This window comes from Duganella flavida, from assembly GCF_009857445.1.
Classification (GTDB): domain Bacteria; phylum Pseudomonadota; class Gammaproteobacteria; order Burkholderiales; family Burkholderiaceae_D; genus Rugamonas; species Rugamonas flavida.
This window is the reverse complement of record NZ_WWCN01000024.1, coordinates 33,300-55,297: the sequence shown is the minus strand read 5'-3', so window position 1 is coordinate 55,297 and position 21,998 is coordinate 33,300. Positions and strand designations below refer to the sequence as shown.

23 protein-coding genes are annotated in these 21,998 nt (G+C 53.5%); 16 read left to right on the top strand and 7 right to left on the bottom strand.

Annotated elements, in window-relative coordinates; genetic code table 11:
• Nucleotides 1-64 precede the first annotated feature (64 nt).
• A complete protein-coding gene (gloA, locus tag GTP46_RS26920) occupies nt 65-508 on the top strand; it encodes a lactoylglutathione lyase (RefSeq protein WP_161009713.1) in 444 nt (147 codons plus the stop codon).
• Nucleotides 509-550: 42 nt separating this feature from the next.
• Complete coding sequence (locus tag GTP46_RS26915) at nt 551-1,282, top strand: cupin domain-containing protein (RefSeq protein ID WP_161009712.1); 732 nt, start codon at nt 551-553, stop codon at nt 1,280-1,282.
• Nucleotides 1,283-1,579: 297 nt separating this feature from the next.
• Here the strand turns inward: GTP46_RS26915 and GTP46_RS26910 are convergent, their stop codons facing one another.
• The 3 genes from GTP46_RS26910 to GTP46_RS26900 form a co-directional block, all read right to left on the bottom strand.
• Nucleotides 1,580-2,347 (bottom strand): type 2 periplasmic-binding domain-containing protein, encoded by a 768-nt coding sequence (locus GTP46_RS26910; protein WP_161009711.1) that lies wholly within the window; start codon nt 2,345-2,347, stop codon nt 1,580-1,582.
• 137 nt (nt 2,348-2,484) lie between these two features.
• The gene (locus GTP46_RS26905; protein WP_161009710.1) at nt 2,485-3,372 is read right to left on the bottom strand and encodes a hypothetical protein; all 888 of its coding nucleotides are present in this window, start codon (nt 3,370-3,372) and stop codon (nt 2,485-2,487) included.
• Between the two features lie 98 nt (nt 3,373-3,470).
• Nucleotides 3,471-4,229 carry a transporter substrate-binding domain-containing protein gene (locus GTP46_RS26900; protein ID WP_161009709.1) on the bottom strand — a complete coding sequence of 253 codons (759 nt, stop codon included), beginning with the start codon at nt 4,227-4,229 and terminating at the stop codon, nt 3,471-3,473.
• A 275-nt stretch (nt 4,230-4,504) separates the two neighbouring features.
• Here GTP46_RS26900 and GTP46_RS26895 point away from each other — a divergent pair, with 275 nt between their 5' ends.
• From GTP46_RS26895 to GTP46_RS26885, 3 genes are read left to right on the top strand one after another with little or no spacing between them, the layout of a single operon-like run.
• The gene (locus GTP46_RS26895; RefSeq protein WP_161009708.1) at nt 4,505-4,849 is read left to right on the top strand and encodes a hypothetical protein; all 345 of its coding nucleotides are present in this window, start codon (nt 4,505-4,507) and stop codon (nt 4,847-4,849) included.
• Nucleotides 4,830-5,432, top strand: a complete 603-nt coding sequence (locus GTP46_RS26890) for a hypothetical protein (protein WP_161009707.1) — start codon at nt 4,830-4,832, stop codon at nt 5,430-5,432. Before GTP46_RS26895 ends, GTP46_RS26890 begins: the two co-directional genes overlap by 20 nt.
• Nucleotides 5,433-5,444: 12 nt before the next feature.
• Nucleotides 5,445-6,488 (top strand): hypothetical protein, encoded by a 1,044-nt coding sequence (locus tag GTP46_RS26885; protein ID WP_161009706.1) that lies wholly within the window; start codon nt 5,445-5,447, stop codon nt 6,486-6,488.
• Nucleotides 6,489-6,595: 107 nt separating this feature from the next.
• Here GTP46_RS26885 and GTP46_RS26880 read toward each other — a convergent pair whose 3' ends face one another.
• Together GTP46_RS26880 and GTP46_RS26875 are read right to left on the bottom strand one after the other, a co-directional pair.
• On the bottom strand, nt 6,596-7,243 hold the full coding sequence (locus GTP46_RS26880) for a hypothetical protein (protein WP_161009705.1): 648 nt from the start codon (nt 7,241-7,243) through the stop codon (nt 6,596-6,598).
• Nucleotides 7,244-7,672: 429 nt separating this feature from the next.
• Nucleotides 7,673-8,314, bottom strand: coding sequence for a TetR/AcrR family transcriptional regulator (locus GTP46_RS26875; RefSeq protein ID WP_161009704.1), 642 nt, complete (start codon nt 8,312-8,314; stop codon nt 7,673-7,675).
• A 181-nt stretch (nt 8,315-8,495) separates the two neighbouring features.
• Between GTP46_RS26875 and GTP46_RS26870 the strand changes: the two genes are divergently transcribed.
• The 8 genes from GTP46_RS26870 to GTP46_RS26835 all read left to right on the top strand — a co-directional run bounded on the left by GTP46_RS26870 (nt 8,496) and on the right by GTP46_RS26835 (nt 16,328).
• Nucleotides 8,496-8,837: a DoxX family protein gene (locus GTP46_RS26870; RefSeq protein ID WP_161009703.1), complete on the top strand. Its 342-nt coding sequence runs from the start codon at nt 8,496-8,498 to the stop codon at nt 8,835-8,837.
• Between the two features lie 202 nt (nt 8,838-9,039).
• Nucleotides 9,040-9,363 (top strand): NIPSNAP family protein, encoded by a 324-nt coding sequence (locus tag GTP46_RS26865; RefSeq protein WP_161009702.1) that lies wholly within the window; start codon nt 9,040-9,042, stop codon nt 9,361-9,363.
• Nucleotides 9,364-9,525: 162 nt separating this feature from the next.
• Nucleotides 9,526-10,725 (top strand): hypothetical protein, encoded by a 1,200-nt coding sequence (locus GTP46_RS26860; RefSeq protein WP_202414453.1) that lies wholly within the window; start codon nt 9,526-9,528, stop codon nt 10,723-10,725.
• 11 nt (nt 10,726-10,736) lie between these two features.
• Nucleotides 10,737-11,147 (top strand): type 2 periplasmic-binding domain-containing protein, encoded by a 411-nt coding sequence (locus GTP46_RS26855; protein ID WP_161009701.1) that lies wholly within the window; start codon nt 10,737-10,739, stop codon nt 11,145-11,147.
• A 239-nt stretch (nt 11,148-11,386) separates the two neighbouring features.
• A complete protein-coding gene (locus GTP46_RS26850) occupies nt 11,387-12,589 on the top strand; it encodes a porin (RefSeq protein ID WP_161009700.1) in 1,203 nt (400 codons plus the stop codon).
• Nucleotides 12,590-12,600: 11 nt separating this feature from the next.
• A complete protein-coding gene (locus GTP46_RS26845) occupies nt 12,601-13,011 on the top strand; it encodes a type 2 periplasmic-binding domain-containing protein (protein ID WP_161009699.1) in 411 nt (136 codons plus the stop codon).
• A gap of 134 nt (nt 13,012-13,145) precedes the next feature.
• Nucleotides 13,146-14,798: a methyl-accepting chemotaxis protein gene (locus tag GTP46_RS26840; RefSeq protein WP_161009698.1), complete on the top strand. Its 1,653-nt coding sequence runs from the start codon at nt 13,146-13,148 to the stop codon at nt 14,796-14,798.
• Between the two features lie 183 nt (nt 14,799-14,981).
• Nucleotides 14,982-16,328, top strand: coding sequence for a M48 family metalloprotease (locus GTP46_RS26835; RefSeq protein WP_161009697.1), 1,347 nt, complete (start codon nt 14,982-14,984; stop codon nt 16,326-16,328).
• 86 nt (nt 16,329-16,414) lie between these two features.
• Here GTP46_RS26835 and GTP46_RS26830 read toward each other — a convergent pair whose 3' ends face one another.
• The gene (locus GTP46_RS26830; protein ID WP_229259112.1) at nt 16,415-17,086 is read right to left on the bottom strand and encodes a substrate-binding periplasmic protein; all 672 of its coding nucleotides are present in this window, start codon (nt 17,084-17,086) and stop codon (nt 16,415-16,417) included.
• Between the two features lie 569 nt (nt 17,087-17,655).
• Between GTP46_RS26830 and GTP46_RS26825 the strand changes: the two genes are divergently transcribed.
• From GTP46_RS26825 to GTP46_RS26815, 3 genes are read left to right on the top strand one after another with little or no spacing between them, the layout of a single operon-like run.
• Complete coding sequence (locus GTP46_RS26825; protein WP_161009695.1) at nt 17,656-18,855, top strand: porin; 1,200 nt, start codon at nt 17,656-17,658, stop codon at nt 18,853-18,855.
• Between the two features lie 10 nt (nt 18,856-18,865).
• On the top strand, nt 18,866-19,273 hold the full coding sequence (locus GTP46_RS26820) for a type 2 periplasmic-binding domain-containing protein (RefSeq protein WP_161009694.1): 408 nt from the start codon (nt 18,866-18,868) through the stop codon (nt 19,271-19,273).
• A gap of 17 nt (nt 19,274-19,290) precedes the next feature.
• Nucleotides 19,291-21,303, top strand: a complete 2,013-nt coding sequence (locus GTP46_RS26815) for an ATP-binding protein (RefSeq protein ID WP_161009693.1) — start codon at nt 19,291-19,293, stop codon at nt 21,301-21,303.
• A gap of 49 nt (nt 21,304-21,352) precedes the next feature.
• On the opposite strand, the gene GTP46_RS26810 is transcribed toward GTP46_RS26815, so the two are convergent.
• Nucleotides 21,353-21,988: an HNH endonuclease gene (locus GTP46_RS26810; protein ID WP_161009692.1), complete on the bottom strand. Its 636-nt coding sequence runs from the start codon at nt 21,986-21,988 to the stop codon at nt 21,353-21,355.
• Nucleotides 21,989-21,998 lie beyond the last annotated feature (10 nt).

Genomic DNA, 21,998 nt, shown 5'->3' with positions numbered 1-21,998 from the left:
CTTTTTTTCGACTTAGCTTTGTGCCACTCCATCTCCTTAACGACTTCCCGACACTATGCACACAATGCCGCCTACCAATGACGTCCGGCCGCTGGACAACGCAAGACTGCTCCATACCATGTTCCGCGTTACCGATCTGAACCGCTCCGTCGAGTTTTACACCCACGTTTTGCGTATGAAGCTGATACGGCTTGAGCAATACCCTCAAGGTCGATTCTCGCTCGCATTCATTGGTTACGGCCAGGAAAACGAGCAGGCCGTCCTGGAGTTGACGCATAACTGGGACACCGATCACTACGAACATGGCACTGCATGGGGACATGTGGCCGTGGCGGTCACTGATCTGTACGAGACCGTCACGCAACTACGCGCAGCCGGCGTTACAGTCCTGCGCGAACCCGGGCCGATGAGCCATGGGCCCGCAGATGGAAGCGAACGCGACGTCATTGCTTTTATTGCCGATCCAGACGGCTACCGTATCGAACTCATCGAAGCGCGAGTGCGTTAAATCGCCGCCCAAAATCTTCTAAATCCAATTCAGGAAATCAACATGAACGCCAAATTGATCATATCGCCGCTAGCCTTTGCCACTACTCTCGTCGTCACCGCTTTTGCAGCGGGCGCACACGGTTCCTTACAGGCTGCCGAGCCAACGTCGAAAATCCTGTTGACTCAGCAATTTGCAACACGCCCCGTGACCAAAGTTGAAATCGGCGACTTCCACTTTGCGCCCGGCCAGCTGGCACCCAAACACACCCATTTGGCGCCTGTATTCGGATATGTGTCCAAGGGCAAGATCTACTATCAGGTGGAAGGCCAGGAGCCAGTGCTTCTGAACGCGGGGGACGTGTTCTATGAACCAGTCGGCCCCAATATTGTTCATTTCGACAACGCCTCGCAAACCGAAGAAGCCGTCTTCACCGATATTAACTTTGAACGGGACGGCGAGCCTTTCATTGTATTCCCCGTGCCACTGACCGAAAAAATTGACCGTCGTAGCTTTCCGTCGCAACAGCCGCAGGTAGCAGCGGCCAATACGATGAATGTCTATGAGCAAACACTGCCCGCTGGTGGCGCGCTGCCGTTACTGGCGGCCGGCACCACCGGCTACGGCTACGTCGCGCAGGGTTCAGTGTCCGTGCGCGTGCGAGGCGAGGCGCCTATTGTTTATACGGCTGGCCAGACCTTCTACCAACCTACTAGCTCCGTTGGAACCCAAGTCAGTAGCGCATCGACATCGAATGACACCAAGGTTATTCGCTTTGTACTTTCCAAACACTAATTGCGATGCGCCAAGGCCGCTAGACGCGCTGTCGCGCATCCCGATCCTGAAGAAAAAGCGCCATTTCAGGTAATCGCGTTCAGTTAAAATGATTCCCTAAAGACAAGAACATTATAGCGCTGAGGTAGCGCTGCCAAGGTCCGATCATATTTTCGATCGGACCGTTTTTCATCCGGAAGAGATACAAGCATTTCTTCGAAATCGATTTAGTAGTACTGGATTTTTTTCGATATCGGTATACGTCTTTGCAGCGCAGTCTACATCGCATTCCTACCCTGGAACTGCGCCGCTCAGCTTTCATGGCTTACGGGCTAGTTTTCGTTGCGGTTCCCGGTCCGCTGCATTTCTGAGGCGTCCAATCACGTTCCACAATTTGTCCATCAGCTCAGAATTGGCCTGGTAGAAGCGCTTCGAAACAATCAGATAATACGGTTGGCTGGTAAACGGTATTGGCAGCGCCTCAATCTTCCCGGCATACGGTGGCTGCGAGATTATGGCAAGGCCGCTATGTTCAGGTGCTATGGCGACATCCGCGCGGCCGGCAAGCATCTTTGCAAAGTTGGCCTCCACTGACTTTCCGCTTGAGTCCACTCGAACGCCGAGCCCGCCCAAGAGCACCGGCAACGAATTCATTCCAGACGGCGTTAAGACCGGTGTGGACAAGTCGGTGAAGCGGGTTCCACTCCACTCTGTACGACTACCCAAGCGGCGAAATACCAGGGTCCTCCTGGTCAGGATTGCGCGCTCCACATCGGGATCCGTACCCTTCATGGGAAAGACGCAAAAGCTGGCCGTCGCCTGGGTGTATGGAGCAGCGGGATAAGCATCAGAAACGTTGGCACGCATCTCGGCTTGGCACCGGACCAACGGCGCACGGTGGTACTCGATAGTAAGGCCTACTTCCTTCGCAGCTTGTTGTATCAGCTGATCGGCAATACCGTGAGCGTCGGGGGTCGTGAACGGCAGTATGGGCGATTCGCCCGTACAGATATGCATCGTGACGGCGCCCGCCGGAGAAAACAGCGAAAGCCAAATGATGAGCGCACAGACATCAATGCTACGCATGAATATCCCCAAAAACGTGGAACTATTCTACCTCGCGACTCATCACGACAAACCTTTGTTGCTGCTTCCACAATGCTGGTGATCTAACCGCACTCACCCGTTATATGTGTGTCAATCAGATACCAGCCATTGGTGGTTCATTTTTCCGTCAGATACAAGGATTCCATGACAAATAAAGAATAGTTCCTCATTAAATTCTCTAGAGAATCGTTGAAAACCATATATCCATGTTTCCTCACCTGCTCTTGCAGAGGCTCCAGAACATTAAGAAGCAAAACCACAGACAACGTCATATCGGCGGCATCCCTATAGGATTCGCAAATCCTTTCGACATGTCCCTCAAATGCCGCAGGTGCACGGCCTTCATATTTTCCGCCATAATGAACCTGGCGATTTCTTATAAAATTCAATAATTTCCACACAGACTCTAATTGCGAAAAATTTTCAAAGAATTTACTTCTCTTCTTTAAATTTTTAAAAAATAGTTCTTCAACATCATCATGCATAACCTTTCCCTTCAAGCACTTAGCAATAACATCCTTGGCACTCAGTTTAGCCTGTGATTCTTCGCGAGGTTGATATTTACTTTGATACATCTTCACCAGTGAATTTTCAAAAAGGAAAAAGTATTGCAAAAATGCCGATGCGTTCAATGAACTTATAACCAACTCTCTGTTGGACATTCCATATTTTTTTGATTCCGCCTCAAACTCACTAGAGATGAAGACTCGCGCTTCGCTCTCCTGCGCAACAATACCAGGATTTACACCTGCTGCTCGACTGTAAATTCCATATGTTTCCCTAATTTCTTTCGACTGGTCAGGTATTCCTGCAATAAAACGGTCAACATGAGAATCGAGAACTTCCGTAGTCTCACCAAACATTTCAGGCATTAGGTTGCATTGAGCAACAACTGTTGATGTTGTAACCAAAGTATATTGTGATATGAACAAATCATAATACTTGATTTTTTTCCCAGGAATTGGCTTTAAAACATCAAAAAGGGAAGACGTCAGTAATAGCATAAATTTTCCAAAATTCGCGAGGTTCATTAAAAACACATGCGATCAACGAATATCACTCCAAAGTACAAGGCTTGCCAATGGAGTTCCTAAATCAAAGCTCACCGCCTGCGCGTGGTTTTCCGCTGAGCTATCTGCTCTTGGGAGCGTCGAATACGCCCCATGGCGTCCCAGAGCTTCTGCATCAGTTCTGAGTTAGCCTCGTAGAAGCGCTTAGATACGATCAGGTAGTAGGCCTGGTTACTGAATGGAATTGGAAGTGCTTCAATCTTGCCAGCATACGACGGTGCCTCAAGCATGGCGAGTCCGCTCTGCTCCGGCGCCACCGCGAGGTCGGCACGTCCAGCCAACATCTTGGCGAAATTGACTTCCACGGACCTACCGCTATCGTCTACCTGAGCACCAATCGCCTTCAAATTGTCTCGTTGCAGGTAGGCGCCGAACTGCACCAGCACAGGCGTGGTCAGTTCGGAGAATTCGGTGCCGCTCCATTCCGCCTTGCTACCGATACGGCGAAACACTAACGTCCTCCGAATCAAAACAGCGCGTTCAATATCGGGGTCGCTACCCTTCATAGGGAAAACGCAGTACCCGGAGCTCAACTTCGAATATGGTGCGGCGGGGAAGCCATCGGACAAATTGAGGCGGATCTCCTCCCGACAGCGTGCAAGAGGTGCGCTGTGGTACTCGATAGTGAGCCCCACTTCCTTTGCTGCTTGCAATATCAAGCGATCGGCAGTGCCGCTAGCAGCGCCGGTGCTATATGGCGGCGTCTCCCCCGTACAGATGTGCATGGTAACTGCGCCGGCCTGACCGCTCAGCAAAAGCGCCAAAGTGAAGGCAAAGACAACGCGGTGCATGATGATCTCCAGTGTGTTGAACTATTCTACATCGCAACGCACTTGAAACAAGCTCTATCTTAGGGTTCCGCATGCCAACGCCCCACAGGCCCATACTGTACAAAGAACGAGCAAGCGCCAGCTGGACACCAAACAGGAGTGTATTGCCGAGGAGCGAGTGTCTGAATCAACTATTTTCAACCGCTGCCCTAGAGACCAAATAATCCGCTTCACCACTTGTGGAACTGAGAAAGTAATGCTAGTTTGTATTTCATTTTAAATAATGGATATCCGCTATGGAACAGATCTCAGTCAAACTAGTTTTCCTCGACACTCTCTCGTGTGCCCAGTTCGCTACGGCGTTGGAAGGCACCGAAATTGGGGCTCGCACATTTGATGTCGCCCTGCCAAACCGGGCGCTCAACCAGGACAGCGAAACGTTGACGCTTTTGCTAAGTTTTATGCAAAATGGCGGCCTCGAGGCAATTGCAGCCTTTTTGGGACTGGTAAAGGAAATTATCAGTCAGCGGGCACCGGAGCAATCAGTCACAGTAATGAATGGCGATCGGACGATCACCGTGACCGGTAAACTCACTAGCGCCCAAGTGAAGGAACTCACCCATGACCTCTCCGGACTCTGACCTACTTTGGTCAGATGCACATGGGACCTATGACATTTCCTTTCTTGCCGCCTCGGTGCGACATGATTTTTCACTGTCGAAGCACCTAGATAAGAAACTGACCGGCGGTCTGCTCTCCACCTTTTCGTCGGCATGGGCACAGTGTGACCCAACGGAGAAAAAAGCTTACCTGCTAGAACAGCACGAGCTGGCCCATCACGCCCTGATGTACTCGACCCCAGCTGGTGTCTTTAATTGGAGGTTAAACCAGACAATTTTCAGGGACATCCTCTTTGTATTGAAAAAATACAAGGAAGCTAGCGGGCACTTTCCGGAGTTTCAGTCCCCTCGCTCTTTCTTCAATCGCGTGACGTGGAAAGGCGCCTTCCGCGCTGATGTCGATCCGCAGTCGGCGCAGACGAAAGCTTACGTCATTCACACCATTGAGGCCTTGGAAAAACTCATACAGTTACGTGCAATTTTCTTCGGAAACGGCGCAGCGACGAAATATTCCGAGTTGACGATGGGAGAACTGGTCAACTTGATGAATTCGTCTTACGCATACCTGATGGACCGGTGCGACTGCTCACTCGTGCGGACATGATGGACTACCCGTTTGCCGGCCAATACCAAAGTGTTCTCGCCAGATAAGGCATTCAACGTCATGGATATCGCCGAGTGCCACGCCATCTCTGCAGAACTGTATCATTTGAGGGCGTTCGGAGATGAAGCCGGATTGACAGCGAGGTTGGAGGGCGCCAAGAAAAGTGCATTTCGATTGGCGATGAGCGTGGCAATTGACGCTACGAAAGATGCTAACGACTTGGGCTACAGCCCTAATCAGATGCAGATACTCTCGCTACTTTCTTGCAGCGCCAGTCTCGATGTCGTCGACGACAGTGCAACAGTGCGCAACCTGGAAGACGAGCTACCATGGTGGCGGTTCGCGACGAAGGACATCAAAAGCCCGGAGACGTTTCATCGGGCCGCAACCAATCTTCAGTACCTATCGACGATGCAACTGGCTGGGCAGGAAAGCAAATGGTTCCAATACCGTATGCGTGCCGCCAACAAGCCAAGGGGTGCCGCGCCATCCAACGAAGATCGTAGCCATGTCCTAAGCTCCTTATTATCCTTCGGATTAGAACTGCAGGTGCGCGCCATCCACCAGGGAGCCGTACTCAACACTCGTTATCTCGCCACTCTTCTGTATGACAATCTCAAGGTGTCGTATCCGAAAGACTTTGTCCGGTTAAGCCACGACGACTGGGCCAATCAGCTTAAGCACGACATACCGCTAGTCGAATACAACGACAATCTCCGGTTTCGCCCTACACCATTGGATGATATGTACCCGCCCGATTCTGCTGTGAGGCAGACGATGTTTTTTAATGAGATGGAGCAAGAGTCCATTCAGCTGCTCGCTCTGCTTCTCACCGGCGCATCCGCACGCGCGGCTTTCGCTGTCTACGATAAAAAGTCCATACCGAGCAGCCAGGTTCTGCTGCCCAAGCTGGAATCCTATTTGCAGCAAACAGAAGTAGCCGAGGGACTGGTCAAGGTTCTAGCGAACGCCTTCGATCACGGCCAAATTTTCCCTATTCAGCGGAGTCATCTTCGGATCATGCCGCCATCGGCGGAAAACAATAAATACATCTGATTCGAAGGTGCAATTTGCATGGTGGCGTGAGCTCGCTCTCCACTGGATGTGGGACGACACAAGCGCAAGCCGCGCTGGCTTATCCCCAGTGTGAGAAAGCTCTCGGATCATTCAGACTGAGAGACAACTCCCGAAAATAGTTGATCGGAATCGGTATCGTGCGGTATGTTTTGCCGCATTCGTCCCTCCGGTGTTGCCATCCATCCTTCATCCGGTAGCCCTTCAAAAACCGACATACGCGATAAACTAATACCGCCTACAAGCCTTAAGTACTGATTCCATTCCAGTGCCCAGAACAAGCCTTCGTCACTTTGACGTAACGTAGCCTTAAAGTAGCCTTCGGCTGAGTCAATATTTGCCAGGCATTCCCAACTATTGACTCTCTTCGCGATTTCCACCGCCTGGGGATTGCCCCAGTCGCTGTATGTGTACCAGTCGTACCAGATGAACTGCTCCTGGGGGAGCAAGCGCATTTTTAGCGGGTCTTGATAGTCCTCCGTACAAATAAGCGCGAACAAGCCTTGTATATGGCTAAATGCAAGCTCGCCTGTCTTGTGAATATCCAAACGAGGCGGCCCCACCATTCCGAAGCTAACGGACATGGGGCCGAATGCGCCGCGAATAGTCAGATTTTCGTGCGCATCCTGCACTAGGACGCCCTTTTTATTTGGGTGAAAATCGCTCTTCCCTTTTCGAAGTGCGATCTCGTTAACGTGAGCACTCTCGAAGCGGCTAGGTGAATTGAATAACGTCACGCTCGAAACGTGCCGTTCTGCGTCAGCTTTACGGGAATTGCATACGCGACATGCTCGAAAGATGAAATTGAACGCTGGGCTTTTCATCGTTCCAGTCGGTACAAAGTTCCTAGCAACGAGGTGCTCCTTGTCCGACTCCGGAGCACAAGGTCCATGCAAGGTAACGCCACAGTAGACGCAGCACACATTGGAAAATTCCGTTGTCGGAGTAAACCAGCTGATTGTTTGCCCTGTTTGCCTACCTGGCCTCGGAATGTAGTTTGTCATTCCCACCTGCTTTATTTTGAGTCCTGCAATGACGCATCTCTTAAACGCTCGATGCAAGTTTCACTATCTCACGCGCCCTGACTTCCAAATGGTCATCCCGAAGGTCTAACATTAGTGAATGGCGGCTCCTGGAAAATTCTAACTGATCTGGCAACTGTCAGATCAAACCGAACCAAGCCCTTGAAACGCGTGAGCAATGGCGACCTCAATCTGCTGTTCAAACACCTCACGGTCATTTTCCTGGGCGATACCCAAAATAGCACGTTGGTACGCATCGCCTAGCGTCAATGCGACAACCTCGCCCGCAATTTGGCCTCTTCTATCCGCCGCCACTCCACCGAATTCAAGCAAGTCCGATATCCGCTTTCTAATTAAGCGCATGCCAGTCTGCTCGAAGACGCTGGAGAGATTGGGAATTCGCCATCCGTCCGAAACGATCACTCGGTAAAGCGCCAACGCGTCAGGCTGAATAAGCGCAAATGCAAAAGCATGCAGCTCCTCTCTGAGCCGTTTTTCGGCAGGCAAATTTATGTCTGCCAGCGGAGCGTTTTCAAGGCCAATGCGAATGTACTCGCACATGGACATGACGAGCCCTTCGAACAGCGCTTCCTTGCTGGAAAAGTGCCGATAAAGGGTCATTTTGGATATTTTCCCTTCGGCCGCCACACGGTCAAGCGAAGTCCCACCCAAGCCATCCCTTAGCAGGATGGGCCGTGCAGCATTCAGAATCTCAGCGCGCTTCTCTCCCATACGTATTCTGCGCGGATCATCCTCGCGCCACTTCCTAGAACCTGTGTTGCTCATGCGATACACTTTCGTATTGTATAGTTAGAACTCATGCGGTATGCTTTCGTATCGTCTGAACGCAACTGAGGTCCGATATGCGCACTACCGTCGATTTAGGCTGTCAGTTTGCCTACATTATGCAGGGGCACGAGGTTTTTTGGCAGATGCGCGCCGCTCCCGCGCAAGGCGGGGTGCTGTGATGGATATTGCCGCATTCGCAATAAACGGCATCACGGCGTTAGCATTTGCCGGCGCCGGCCTGGCCAACCTCTTCAATGTCGGCGGCGCCGAGACCAGCTTTCAGCGCTGGGGGTACCCAAGAGGGTCGCGCATTCTGACTGCAGGCCTGGAAATCGCGGGGGCGACGCTCTTACTGTTCCCCGCCACCCGTTCTATCGCGCTTGTTGGACTGTCACTTCTGATGCTCGTGGCGCTGGGGACGCTTTTGAAATGGCGCGAGCGAATCACGCAGGTCATGCCGGCGGTGGGCATTCTCGCACTGATTCTAGTGGATGTCGTTATCCACCAGGCTATAGCTTAGGGGCGCTCGATCACTGCGTGCATCGTTACTTCGTAGGGCCTGGCGAAATCCCTGCGATCCGTTTTCAATCTGCTCGGCCGCACACGCTGCGGACTGAGGAATATCGGTGGAAGTCTATCTCTTGCAACGCTAGTCAGCATCAATTCGCCATGCTGACCGGCCTACAGGCTGATGACCGGCTCTCACCCCAAAGGAAACGACAATGCGAATCTTCGAACTTCGCGTGTACACGCTGCGCTCCCCGCAGGCACTCGCATTCTATAGGGAAGTGATTTGCCCCCGCCATCTGAACAGCTTCCCGCTGTTTGAAATTGAGGCGCACGGATTCTGGACTGCTATCAGCGATAAGAAGCCACGACTCCACATGCTGGTCTCCTATCCAGCCTGGGCAGACGTCGAGGAAGTCGGAAGTAGGTACATGCACAGCCCGGAGTTCGCAGAGGACGTAAGGGACTTCGATGCTACGGAAATCTTGGGTGTTGAGTCGACGATCTTAGCACCTTCGGCAAGCTCTCCGCTTAGGTAACGAGTGTAAGCATGCGCTAGCAAAAAGACTTGCAGCGACGCCAGAAGCTATCACGAGATCGGCAATAAATAGAACACCTCAGATTCACATTACCGGGCCGCACAAAGTAATGGCGCAACGTCCCGAAAAAACAGACGCCACCAACCACTGGAGACACACACAATGAAACGACCCAAGCTCGCGATATCGGCTTTCGCAGTCCTCAACGCCTTTGCCTTAACCGCTCAAGCGCAGGATGGCATTCCGATCACGATCAGCGGCTTCGGCACAGGGGCTCTGACCACGACCAATTCTGACCAAGCAGAATTTAGCCGCGTCGATCAGGCCGCAGGCGTTGGCAAAGACATTCGTACCGGGGTCGATTCGAACTTCGGTATCCAGGTCACGGCAAAATGGAGCGACACGATTTCCCTTACCGCGCAAGGGGTCGTGCGCAAGAATGGTCCCAACGACGTCTACGGCGCGGAGTTGGCATGGGCTTTCGCTAAGGTCAAGCTAAATGACGACTTCTCCGTTCGCCTCGGCCGCGTCGGCCTGCCTATCTACATGATCTCCGACGTGCGCAACGTCGGCTACGCCAGCATCATGCTTCGCCCGCCGAATGAGTTGTACGCGCAGGTTGGGGTGAGCAGCGCTGACGGCGGCGATGTCTTGTATCAGCATAGCTTCGGCGACACCACCGTTTCAGCACAGGCGCAGATTGGCCGCGTCAAGATACGCGCACCGGGGAACTACTACGTCGATTTCAGGCCAATAATTTCGACCCAATTGGTGGTCGAGAATGGTCCTTTCACCTACCGACTCGGACATGTAGATACCACCTTCGGTATTTACGACAGTGGGCTTAACGGTCTTGTAGCGGCATTGAACCAGATTGGCTTCGGTTCTGCTGCCAGCCAAATGCCTCTGACCAAAATCAAGGGCACGTTTAACTCTGCTGGTATTGCGATGGACTACAACAACATCGTCGGCCAGGCCGAATATGCCAAGCGAAAGACTGAGTCGCGAGTGGTCCCGGACACGAGCTCGTGGTACGTCATGATGGGCTATCGCATTGGAAAATTCGTGCCATACGTTTGGCATGGTGACGCAAAACAGGACAGCCTCCGCGACTTCGCAGAACTACCGACCTCTGGCCCACTGGCCGGCCTAAGCGCCGGTGCAAACGGAGCAATCAAAACAGGACTGCAATCGACCAACGCCATCGGCGTCCGCTGGGATTTCTACAAGTCGCTGGCGTTCAAAATGCAGATGGACCGCATTAAGACGCGTGACGGCGCCGGCTACTTCCTGAATCCGAAACCTGGTTTCGCGGGCAGCACGGTGAACGTCTATTCCGCAGCCATTGACTTCGTCTTCTAAGGAGAGCCAGCATGAAAATGACTATCGGTAAATTGCTGCTGGCAGCAGGCTTCTACATCGCCGCAGCCCCTGCATTCGCGACAGAAATCGTAGTGATCGTCAATCCGAAGAATCCGGCAACGCGCATGTTCAGCGAACAGGCAGGCCAGTTCTTTCTCGGAAAATCCGCGCTATTTACCCCCGTGGAACACGTCGATGGACCGCTGCGCAATGAGTTCTACAAAAAGGTGCTGGACAAGGACAGCACACAAGTAAAGGCGATCTGGTCGAAGCTCGTCTTTACTGGCAAGGGGGCGGCACCCAAGGAGCTGGGCTCCAGCGCGGAAGTGAAAAAGGCTGTGGCGGCCGATGTCAGTGCCATCGGCTACATCGAGAAGTCGCAAGTCGATGACACCGTCAAAGTGATTCTCACTGTGCCTTAACAGGAGCGCAGCCACAACGCGCTGGGTCAATCCCACAAAAATTGTTGAGCACCGGCCAGCTCTGTAATTTAGCTGGCCGGCAAAACCCCGTAGCTCGTCCACAGTTTTGTCGTTGCTACAACCGGCCGGACTGTGCCATTTCGATGTAAAGGAATTCCATAACCACCTTGCCGGTCCGCGCTGACTAAGGCGCAGAGAACTTGACAAGACGCCGTCGTAAACCACTAGAGGGGTACACAATGAAACGACACGAACTTGCGATATCAGTCCTTGCAGTCCTCATCGCCCTTGCTTCACCTGCCCGTGCGCAGGATGACAGTCCGATCACAATCAGCGGCTTCGGCACAGGTGCTCTGACCAAGACTAATTCCGATCAAGCCGAATTCAACCGACACGACCAAGCTGCCGGCGTCGGCAAGGACGCTCGCACCGGAGTCGATTCGAATTTCGGCATTCAAGCCACGGCGAAGTGGAGCGACACTATTTCATTTACCGCGCAGGGTTTGGTGCGCAAGAACGGTACCAATGACCTTTATGGTGCAGAATTGGCGTGGGCCTTCGTCAAGTTCAAAATTAACGACGACTTCGCCGTCCGTCTTGGCCGAATCGGCGTACCGATTTACATGATCTCCGACGTGCGCAACGTCGGTTATGCCAGCACAATGCTTCGCCCTCCCAATGAGGTGTATGCGCAGGTCGGCGTGAACGAGACTCAGGGTGGCGACATCCTCTACGAACATAGCTTCGGCGACACGACCGTCACCGCGCAGCTCCAGGTAGGTAATTCGAGAGTACGCCCTCCCGGAAATTTTTACATCGATTTCAAACCCATCATATCATCCAATTTAGTGGTGGAAAATGGGCCGTTCACGTACCGCTTAGGTCACGTGCAAACCACCTTCGGTATTTACGACAACCCCGGCAGGACTGCCTTGGTGGCATCGTTGAACCAAGCAGGCCTGACATCAGTCGCAAGCCAGGTTCGCTTAACGGATATCAAAGGAACATTCGATTCCCTCGGTATCACCATGGACTATCACAACATCATCGGACAGGCGGAATATGCCAAGCGCAAGACAGAGTCCCGGTTGGTACAGGACACCACCTCCTGGTACGCAATGGCGGGCTACCGTTACGAAAAGTTCACTCCATACATCATGCATGGCGATGTCAAGCAGGACAGCATCCGTGACTTCCCTGGGCTACCAACCACTGGCCCACTGGCCGCGCTGAGCGCCAGCGCCAACCGAGCCATCAAGATTGGACTGCAATCAACCACCGCCGTTGGGATGCGCTGGGACTTCTATAAGTCTCTCGCGTTCAAAGTACAGGTTGATCACATCAAGACTCGCGACGGCGTGGGCTACTTCGTCAATGCCAAACCAGGATTTGCTGGCAGCACCGTCAACGTGTATGCCGTCGCCATCGATTTCGTCTTCTAAGGAGAACCTACATGAACACGACTATCGGGAAATTGATTTTGGCAGCAGGAGTTTGGGTAGCGGCCTCCCCTGTCTTTGCGGCGGAAATCGTAGTGATCGTTAATCCAAAGAACCCGGCGACGCGCATGTTCAGCGAACAAGCCGGGCAGTTCTTTCTCGGGAAGTCAGCGCTGTTCACACCCGTGGAACACGCGGACGGTCCACTACGCAACGAGTTCTATAAAAAAGTGTTGGACAAGGACAGCACGCAGGTAAAAGCGATCTGGTCCAAGCTAGTATTTACCGGAAAAGGTACGGCGCCTAAGGAGCTAACCTCCAGTGCTGAAGTGAAGAAGGCTGTAGCGGCCGACGTCACTGCGATCGGCTACATCGAGAAATCGGCAGTCGATGACACCGTCAAGGTAATCCTCACGGTGCAGTAGGGCGAGCGACGCCATCACGGAGCAGGGCTGGGTTCTCAGTCGTACAGAGTTCAGCCCTGGTGCTCGCTGGTGCTGCGCTCGATGGTTGTCTGGAATCGATGGCAACCCATAAAAAATAGATATTGGGAGACGAAATGAATTTGCGCGACTTTAAAATTGGCGTACGCCTTGGTATCGGCTTTGGCAGCATTTTGCTGATTCTGGTCGCGATGGTATTCACCGCCTACTACCTCAATTACAGCAACAAGGCCAAGCTGACCAATGGATTGGAGCTCTCGACCGCCAAGAGCTTGCAAGCAGCGGCCATGAAGAGCGCTATGCTGGAGACTGGAATTGCCATGCGCAACATCGGTCTGCAGTCGGACGTCAGCCTGATGCAGAAGGAAGAAGAAAAAGTCAAAGACCAGCGCAAGAAGTATGAAGCGGCGGTTAGTGGCTTGAAAAAAATGGACCAGGACGACGTCGAGAAAAAGGTGCTGTCCGACATAGCTGCTCTGGACATCCAGGTGGACGCAGCCTTTAAGGAGGCGATCTTTATGGTTCAGGCTTTTAACAGCGAAGGCGCAGCCAAGTTGATAGCCAGCCGCATTGATCCACTGAACACTCAGACCCTGGCTCAAATCAACAAGCTGGTCGACATGCAGGCCGTTTCCGCAAGGGAAGTCATGGCTGATTCGGTCGACTCTGACCGCCATCTGATGCTGATACTGTTTGGCTTGGGCGCGGTGGCTGTGGCGATTGGCGTGGTGTTCGCAATGGTGATCACACGATCGATCACGGTGCCTCTGTCAGGCGCGGTGAAGGTGGCACAAAAAGTGGCGGCTGGCGAGCTCACCTCCCACGTTGTTGTGGAGGGCAAGGACGAGACCAGCGAGCTGCTGCAGGCGCTTCAGGACATGACCGCAAGCCTAGCTAAGACGGTCGGCGACGTCCGCATGGGAACGGAGATGATTACCACTGCATCGCAGGAAATCGCCTCCGGAAATGCAGACCTGTCTTCACGCACAGAAGCGCAGGCCAGCTCGTTAGAAGAAACCGCGTCGTCGATGGAAGAGCTAACGTCCACGGTCAAGCAAAACGCAGACAACGCGCGCCAAGCCAACCAACTCGCCGTGTCGGCATCATCGGTGGCGTCCAAAGGCGGCACGGTGGTATCGCAAGTTGTTGAAACCATGGGTTCGATAAAAGAGTCCTCGAGCAAGATCGTCGACATCATCGGAGTCATCGATGGCATCGCATTCCAGACAAACATTCTTGCGCTGAACGCTGCCGTCGAAGCAGCGCGCGCCGGCGAACAGGGACGCGGCTTTGCCGTCGTTGCGTCGGAAGTACGCAACCTCGCGCATCGCTCGGCTGCCGCCGCGAAGGAAATCAAACAACTGATCGGAGACTCTGTCACCAAGGTCGATGCCGGCAGCAAGCTCGTGGACGAAGCAGGAAAGACGATGAACCTCATCGTTACATCGATCAAGCAGGTCGCCGACATCATTGGCGAGATTACTGCCGCCACCCAGGAGCAAAGCAACGGTATTGAAGAAGTCAACCAGGCCATCACGCAGATGGATGAAATGACCCAGCAAAACGCTGCACTGGTGGAGGAAGCGGCGGCAGCAGCTGAAAGCATGCAAGAACAGGCTGAGAACCTGGCGCAGGCGGTCAGCATCTTCAAGCTGTCGCAGGACGATGGCGTACGTCGCTCAGAGCAGCGTGCTGTAGTAGTGGCCAAGCCGGCCGCAGCCAAGAGGTTCGCTACGCAAGCTCCTGACGACGCGTGGGAAGAGTATTAATGCGGTGTTTAGTCGCAGCACCGAAAAGGTATTGTTTAGACGCATGAAGAAATCTAGAATGCTCTACAGCCCTAAGAGCTATTGGCATGTTCAAAAAGTGGTACAGACCTACTCGTGAATCTGGCAACCGAGCTTTGTTGAAATTACCCAACATTCGTATGCATTTCTTCATTTTAGAGAATTATGGCTAGACAAAAAGATCCATTAATTGACGAGATTAGAGCCGTTCTTCGGGATAGGTTTGGCCTGGACCCTGAAAATGAAATAATCAATTTTGAGACCCTTAGAAGAGAAAAAGACCCTGAGGGCTTTGATCGCATGCGAGCCGAGTTTGAGGCGGCACTCGCTACTTCCCTGAACAGGGAGGAAGTCTTGAGGCGTACATACTTCGGGGAGACATTTGGTATTCACTTACATTCTGTTTTTTCAAAGTCGGAGGTTGAGTGGATACGTCCAGAATTAAGAATCCACTATCCAGTTTGTACTGCGGAAGAAATCAGGAGAATTCAAAATCCGACTACTGCGGAAGATCATCTGCTTATGCTTCGAGCTGATGCAATTGCGGATAGCCCGCGTTTGAAGAAGGTGTTCTTAAGCCGGCGGGAAAAGAGCAAGGAGAATTGGTCGCTCACCGCACACTTTGAGCGCGACGACTTCAATCGCTACTTAAATGTTCTCCCTCCCGAGAAGCGTGCCACGTGTCGTAAGGTGCCAGCCGGAATGGCGTTCTTGCGTGAACCGAATGGCGCGTGTATGCGTTCGGAAGCTGGAGATATCATCGTTGTATCGGAATCGCTTCGTCACTACCTGTACTACATGAACGCATTCTTGTTCGGGCAACAGACCCTGCAGGTGGACGACTACCTTGCCACGTTGATGATCTCCGTGCGAACGATGTTGCTAAAGGAGACACTGGATTTTGATATCGATCCGCGAGGTGATCTACCATCGGAGCTCGACCAGCACGTGTCCAATCTCGTCGATGATCAGATTCAGTTTGTGATTGGCCATGAATATGCTCACCTTTTGCTGGGGCATCTTAAAAGAAAATTACTTGGCGCTCCGCCGTTGGGAGTCGTTCCTTTTGATGTTCAAGAGCGCTTCCAGTACTACACGCCCAAGCAGAATCAGGAGCTAGCTGCGGACGCGGGGGCTTTACTAGATCCGCAGCTAAGCGACCTGCAGGTCGCGGAGAGGCTATTTGCAGCAACGTGGTTTTTCCTTGGGCTGGAGATTTTTTACGCAATAGCCGAGTGTGTGGACCCTTCGTCACGCCCAGCCAAAACTCATCCTCCACCGATCGAGCGAATTTGGGCGTTGAGACGGACAGTGCTTGAAGTACGCACCTTGGATCTCGAAATTATTTATTCAGATGAGCAGCTTGAGCACGCGATTGAATGGATTGAGGGGCTAAAGGAACAATTGTTGGGAGATTTTATTCCGAGAAATCTGAAAACGCTCAAGATGTATGGTTCCGTCTACATTCCATCTTATCGTGGCGCGGTATTGCATGATCGAATCGACTATTAGAAATGGATGAGGACTTTGGCGCAGGTAGAAAGAGGCAATTCCGCCCTATTGCTCTCTCGCGCTTTTAGCAAATCCATTTAGCGTGCCTAGTTCTTCAGGTAGCGATCCTGGATGGCGCGATCAAGCCCAGTCTTATGTAGATGGACCAAGCCGGCGTTGAAGTCGTCGCGCACAGTGGCGTCGCGAAATACCGGCCGATAGTCTCGCGGATTGGCGTGGGTGAACGTGTGCTCGTCGAGCGGTGGCATCACGAAGCCCGGGTTGGCCCGTTGGTACAACTGAGTGTAGTACTGGAAGATTAAGCGGTCGCTCAGAATCACTTCGTAGCGGCCCAGCGTCAGCAGCGCCGGCTGGACCGCTTGGTTGTTTCGCTCTACATAGCCAGGCACGTGGTTAAGCGCCGCAAGCCAAACGGGATAGCGCTTCGCCGCACCGATGAAAGCCATAATGCTATGGCCTTTCAAATCGTCAGGCTTACTGATGATCAGGTTGCGCGACTTTAGCGTGTAAAACACATTGTCATACAGAACCGGCGGCTTGCCATAAAAACCTCCGTGGGGGGCCATGTCGACGCCGACGTCCATCATGATGGCGTTGACTTCGCCTGAAATGAAGGAGACCGGAATTCGGCCCATTGGCTGATACCTGGCATGTAACACATGCCCCCGATAGGCCAGCGCAGCGCGCACGATTTCTACCTCAATGCCAGCGTCACTGGTGGCCAAGATATAGGGCGGCAGATTGTCGCCGAAGGCCATAGTGACCTCGACTGCTCTGGCGCCGCTAGTTGCCAGCAGTAGCGACAAAAACAGCCCCCGCTGCGTCGCCGCCCTTTTCATGCACACACTGTCAGGATACAGGTGCCATGTCAGCCCTAGTACCATTCGGCCTCTCAATAGAAATCCTCAATTTCACGCAATTTCTTCTAAACGCCGCCTAAAAAGAGGCCGTTTCAGCACAAACCCTAGTGATAAACAAGTGACGCGTTGATGGAAGCAACGGACCTCGCTATAATACGATACGAAACAGTATCGCATCATCACAGCCAACGCAAGACGAAAGTGCAGCGCGGGAAGCCATCGATTCGAGAAAAAGTGGTGCACGGATGATCCGCGCAGACCACTCACGACTAAGCTGCGCCGCATGCCCGCTGATGCTGGCGATGGCCATGTTTTGCATGAAGAACGACTCTAAATGGGACTGACATCCCTTTGCAGCCGTGAAATGTCAATCGCGAGCGATTCCCTCTCCCTAGCGTCATGACCGGGGATTTGGGCCTGAATCTTCCAGCAAGGATTGACGCGCAACTTTGATCGGTAACCGAAAGATGAAGAAGCTCATCGCGCTCTCATTTGCAAGTGCCTGTTCGGCATTCGCGCAGGCTGAAACTGACGGGCTCACTGTAAGCGGCTTCGGCACCATCGGCGCGGCTCGCAGTGACACAAATGAAGCGCGGTTCGTCCGCAGCAATCAAGCCGAAGGCGTGGCGGACACGGCCAAATTCGGCCTAGATAGCAATCTTGGCCTGCAAGTAGACTACGAATTCAACGACACATGGTCGGCCACGACCCAGGTGCTCACTCGCAAAGCCACTAGCCCAAGCTTTACGACGGACCTCACTTGGGCATTCGTCCAAGTAAAAATCAACGACGAACTAAATGTGCGCGTGGGCCGCATGGGCTTGCCGACTTTCCTCATCTCCGACTACCAAAACGTCGGTTACGCAAACACCCTAATGCGGCCGCCCATCGAGATGTATGTTCAAGCACCGATCGAGTCGGGTGACGGCGTCGACTTCAACTACCAGCATGCGTTCGATAACTGGAACCTGAGCGCGCAAGGCCTCGCCGGAGTCAGTCGTGGCAAGCTATTCCTACCAGGTACGGCGGCCACGGCGACCTATCGCGCGCCCACCATGGCCTTGGCTCTTGGTGCCGAAATGGGCCCTGTGACACTGCGCCTTTCGCACCTTCAGGCAAGGATGACGAGCAACGACATCGGCCCGATTAACAACCTCGTAAGCTCACTAACGACCGCAGGCTTCGGCCAACTTGGAAAGGACATGTCTATCCTCTCCGGTAAGAGGCTCACATTCACAGCCGTGGGTTTAACAGGAAAATGGCACAACATCGTTGTGCAGGGCGAGTACGGGCGGCGCCGCGCCAAAGATCCTGCCTACGTCCCCGATACTAACGCATGGTACGCAATGTTCGGCTACCGCATGGGCGAAGTCCTGCTGTACTACAGCCACGCTGAATACAAGGGTGCGGGGTCCTCGGTTACATTGCCGGCGAGCTTCCCGACCAGCGGCAGCCTTTCAACCGCTGTACGCAGCGTGCTCACCTCGTCGGCCCAGAACTCGGATGCGCTAGGTGTGCGCTGGGACTTCGCCCGATCGGTCGCGCTCAAGGTGCAGGTCGACCGAGTCAAGCCAACTGCCAAATCTGGCTCGCTGATCTACGGACCTGCTACTGGCCTAAAAAACTCTGTCACTGTTGTGGGCGTCACGCTCGATTTCGTCTTCTGATGAGGCCGCGATGAACCAGCTCATTTGTGCAACGATCACAGCCGCGTTGGCCACAGCTGCGCCGCTAACTGCCGCCGAAACGGTAGTCATCGTCAACCAGAAAAACCCGGCTACGCGTATGTTTTCCGATCAGGCAGCCCAGTTTTTCCTTGGAAAATCGTCGATATTCAGGGCCGTCGACCAACCGGAGAGCGCGGCCATCCGCGCCGATTTCTATCGGAAGATTGCTGATATGGATGCCGGCCAAGTCAAGGCTATCTGGGCCAAGTTGGTCTTTACGGGCAAGGCCACACCGCCCAAGCAATACGCTAACAGCGCTGAGGTCAAGAGAGCGGTCGCCGCTGATCCAAAGGCCATCGGCTACATCGAAAAATCGGACGTCGACGACACGGTCAAGGTTATCTTGACTCTGCCTTAGGCTATGGAGGTCCATGCATGAAGTTGTCGTTACGGGTCAAATTCCTGCTTATTTCCGGTGCCGGCCAGGCCGTAGTAGTCGGACTGCTGCTTGCGAACAGCTTACGCCTGATGGATGATGCAGTGAGCAAGAACGCATACCGCGTCGCCCATGAGTACGCGGTAACGCTGAACCTATCACTTACACCCTATGCGAGCACGGGCCGGCTCCCAGAGTTAACCACCTATCTGAAGGAGATGCTGAAGGATCCCCGCGACAGCTTCGCTCGTTATGTCGTCGTCCTCGGCCCGAACGGACGTGCGTTACTAAGCGTGGGACAGCAACCGGCAAGTTTGGATGCCTTGTTTGCAGGAGCTGATGTAAGCGAGATGGGCGGCGTGCAAAGCACGCTGGACCACGATGTGCTGCACGCTCGCGCGCCATTGCTGTTGGAAGACAATCAAGTCGGGACGATGTACTTTGGCGTCTCCACTGCAGATTTGTCCGCCGCACAAGCACTAGTGTTGCAGCAAGGGGGGCTGATCGCTCTGGCCAGCCTGGGACTGGGGCTACTGATATGTTATGCGTTCTCGGCCAGCCTAGGTCGTCGGCTTACGGCACTGACCAGGCAGTCCGTGCGGCTCGCTCACGGCGACTTCGAAGCACGCCTACCCGAGCGCGGCGACGATGAAATCGACTTTTTCTCGCGCTCACTCAACACCATGAGTTCTGCGCTACGCCAGCGGATCGCCGACCTGGATCAGGCCGAGCGTAGGCTTGGTGAGTCGGAAGTGCGATTTCGCGTGCTGTTCGACACCGCGCCAGTTTCGTTAATCGTCACCGACGGCGACGGAGTAACCCTTGCGAGCAATCTGACGCTATCGCGCGTGCTTGGTAAGTCGGCCACTGAGTTGATCGGCAAGCGCAGCTCGGAGATCGAATTCTGGGCGAATCCCGATGAACGTGCCCGAATTTGGGACATCTTCGCGCGCGATGGCGTAGTCCAAGGCGAGACCGCCAAGGTGAAGCTGCTGTCCGGGCGCCAGGGTGAAGTCGCAATCTGGTCGTCTTCAGTCACGCTTGACGATTCACCAGCAGTGATCTGGGCCCTCCTCGACCTGACAGAGGAACTTGATGCCAAGCGCGCGCTACACGAACTAAACGTAACACTGGAGTCGCGGGTGCAGGAGCGCTCGGCCGAGCTGGTAGCAGCCAACGTGGAATTGTCGCAGGCGCTCGTTACCCTAAAGCGTGCGCAGCAAGACCTGATCTCGGCCGAGAAGATGGCGTCGCTCGGTTCGCTTGTGGCAGGCGTTGCGCATGAACTCAATACGCCGATTGGCAACAGCCTATTGGCTGCCACCACTTTGGCTGACCGCCTCGTCGAGCTTGAAGGCCAAGTTGTCGATGGCAGCCTTCGGCGCTCGCTGCTAGAAGCACACGTCAAGGAGATCCACATGGCCAGCACGCTCATCACGCGATCGCTCGAACGTGCTGCCGGGCTGATTACAGCATTCAAGCAGGTGGCGGTCGACCAGACAAACGATCAGCGCCGCCGGTTTGACCTGCTCGCCGTGATCGAGGATACGCTGGCGACATTTGCGCCAAGACTGCGGCGGGCCAATTGCAAAGCCAGCCTGGTCGTTCCAGAAGGACTAGTGATGGATTCGTACCCGGGTAGCCTTTATCAGGTTTTTAGCAACCTGATTAACAACGCGCTCGCCCACGCATTCACCGGCTGCACCCAAGGTGCCATTGCGATCAGCGCCCATATGGATACTAATGGCCAGATTGAGATCAAATTCAGCGACGACGGAGCAGGCATGTCGGAAGCCGTGCTGCGCCGTGTATTCGACCCGTTTTTCACTACCAAGATGGGTCAGGGGGGAACAGGGCTGGGTATGAACATCGTCTACAACATCGTCACCGGGGTGCTCGGAGGGACCATCGCCATTGAAGCGAGCGAGGGTCAAGGCACAACTGTGAAAATGGAAGTGCCGCCCCAGGCACCAGTCCGAGAGGCAGCACGAACACTTGAATTGACAACGTAAAATTGGTCAGACGGTCTTTAAGCACCGTGCCCCTGGAGGCAACTTGAATTTACTCGACATAGCCTTCAATACGCAGTCGGTCATGTACTTCGCTGTGGCAGTTGGGGCAGAGAGCCTGCGTATTCTCTACGCTATCAAGACCTCCTTGCGAAAGCAACTGAATATGGTGGACTTCAAGATAAGGTTTTTTGTCTCGTAGTCGCTTAAACGGAGCAGGCTTCCGGCATCTCTCACAATATCCATTCGCCCTTAGAAGGCGTTCCGCAACCACATGCGGACTACGAACGTATCGTGTAACTTGGACTTGAACTTTCGCAGGAGCCTGTTTAGCGGCCATCGCAGCTTTTCGCTGAAGAGTCGCACGTGGCAATTTCAAACTCAAGGATACTTGCTCAGAAAAATCCGCATGCTCTCCTTTCGATAGAATTTGAAAATCGAGGTCCTTGAGACGGCGATGCCATATCCCTTCTTTAGAACCAACAAATTCATCGGCCCGAAGAATTTTGTTCGTCGCCAGGAAATGGGCTATGCTCGAAATCGCCTTCGGTGGGTATGGCTTTCCATCAATAATGACATCATATTTTGTCGAATTCTTGAAATTTAAGTAGCCGCCATCTTTTCGCCAAAGCTTAGCCGCGCTTCGGACATGCGATCTCAACACTTTCTCGGGATTCCAGTCTCTCATTGGCTTTCTT

Excerpts from the sequence above, each read along its gene's own strand:
- GTP46_RS26900 (WP_161009709.1), bottom strand. The coding sequence starts at position 4,229 with ATGCACCGCGTTGTCTTTGCCTTCACTTTGGCGCTTTTGCTGAGCGGT.
- GTP46_RS26840 (WP_161009698.1), top strand. The coding sequence starts at position 13,146 with ATGAATTTGCGCGACTTTAAAATTGGCGTACGCCTTGGTATCGGCTTT.
- GTP46_RS26905 (WP_161009710.1), bottom strand. The coding sequence starts at position 3,372 with ATGCTATTACTGACGTCTTCCCTTTTTGATGTTTTAAAGCCAATTCCT.
- GTP46_RS26910 (WP_161009711.1), bottom strand. The coding sequence starts at position 2,347 with ATGCGTAGCATTGATGTCTGTGCGCTCATCATTTGGCTTTCGCTGTTT.
- GTP46_RS26850 (WP_161009700.1), top strand. The coding sequence starts at position 11,387 with ATGAAACGACACGAACTTGCGATATCAGTCCTTGCAGTCCTCATCGCC.
- GTP46_RS26890 (WP_161009707.1), top strand. The coding sequence starts at position 4,830 with ATGACCTCTCCGGACTCTGACCTACTTTGGTCAGATGCACATGGGACC.
- GTP46_RS26815 (WP_161009693.1), top strand. The coding sequence starts at position 19,291 with ATGAAGTTGTCGTTACGGGTCAAATTCCTGCTTATTTCCGGTGCCGGC.
- gloA (WP_161009713.1), top strand. The coding sequence starts at position 65 with ATGCCGCCTACCAATGACGTCCGGCCGCTGGACAACGCAAGACTGCTC.
- GTP46_RS26825 (WP_161009695.1), top strand. The coding sequence starts at position 17,656 with ATGAAGAAGCTCATCGCGCTCTCATTTGCAAGTGCCTGTTCGGCATTC.
- GTP46_RS26810 (WP_161009692.1), bottom strand. The coding sequence starts at position 21,988 with ATGAGAGACTGGAATCCCGAGAAAGTGTTGAGATCGCATGTCCGAAGC.
- GTP46_RS26820 (WP_161009694.1), top strand. The coding sequence starts at position 18,866 with ATGAACCAGCTCATTTGTGCAACGATCACAGCCGCGTTGGCCACAGCT.
- GTP46_RS26855 (WP_161009701.1), top strand. The coding sequence starts at position 10,737 with ATGAAAATGACTATCGGTAAATTGCTGCTGGCAGCAGGCTTCTACATC.
- GTP46_RS26875 (WP_161009704.1), bottom strand. The coding sequence starts at position 8,314 with ATGAGCAACACAGGTTCTAGGAAGTGGCGCGAGGATGATCCGCGCAGA.
- GTP46_RS26865 (WP_161009702.1), top strand. The coding sequence starts at position 9,040 with ATGCGAATCTTCGAACTTCGCGTGTACACGCTGCGCTCCCCGCAGGCA.
- GTP46_RS26895 (WP_161009708.1), top strand. The coding sequence starts at position 4,505 with ATGGAACAGATCTCAGTCAAACTAGTTTTCCTCGACACTCTCTCGTGT.
- GTP46_RS26845 (WP_161009699.1), top strand. The coding sequence starts at position 12,601 with ATGAACACGACTATCGGGAAATTGATTTTGGCAGCAGGAGTTTGGGTA.
- GTP46_RS26835 (WP_161009697.1), top strand. The coding sequence starts at position 14,982 with ATGGCTAGACAAAAAGATCCATTAATTGACGAGATTAGAGCCGTTCTT.
- GTP46_RS26860 (WP_202414453.1), top strand. The coding sequence starts at position 9,526 with ATGAAACGACCCAAGCTCGCGATATCGGCTTTCGCAGTCCTCAACGCC.
- GTP46_RS26870 (WP_161009703.1), top strand. The coding sequence starts at position 8,496 with ATGGATATTGCCGCATTCGCAATAAACGGCATCACGGCGTTAGCATTT.
- GTP46_RS26915 (WP_161009712.1), top strand. The coding sequence starts at position 551 with ATGAACGCCAAATTGATCATATCGCCGCTAGCCTTTGCCACTACTCTC.
- GTP46_RS26830 (WP_229259112.1), bottom strand. The coding sequence starts at position 17,086 with ATGGCCTTCGGCGACAATCTGCCGCCCTATATCTTGGCCACCAGTGAC.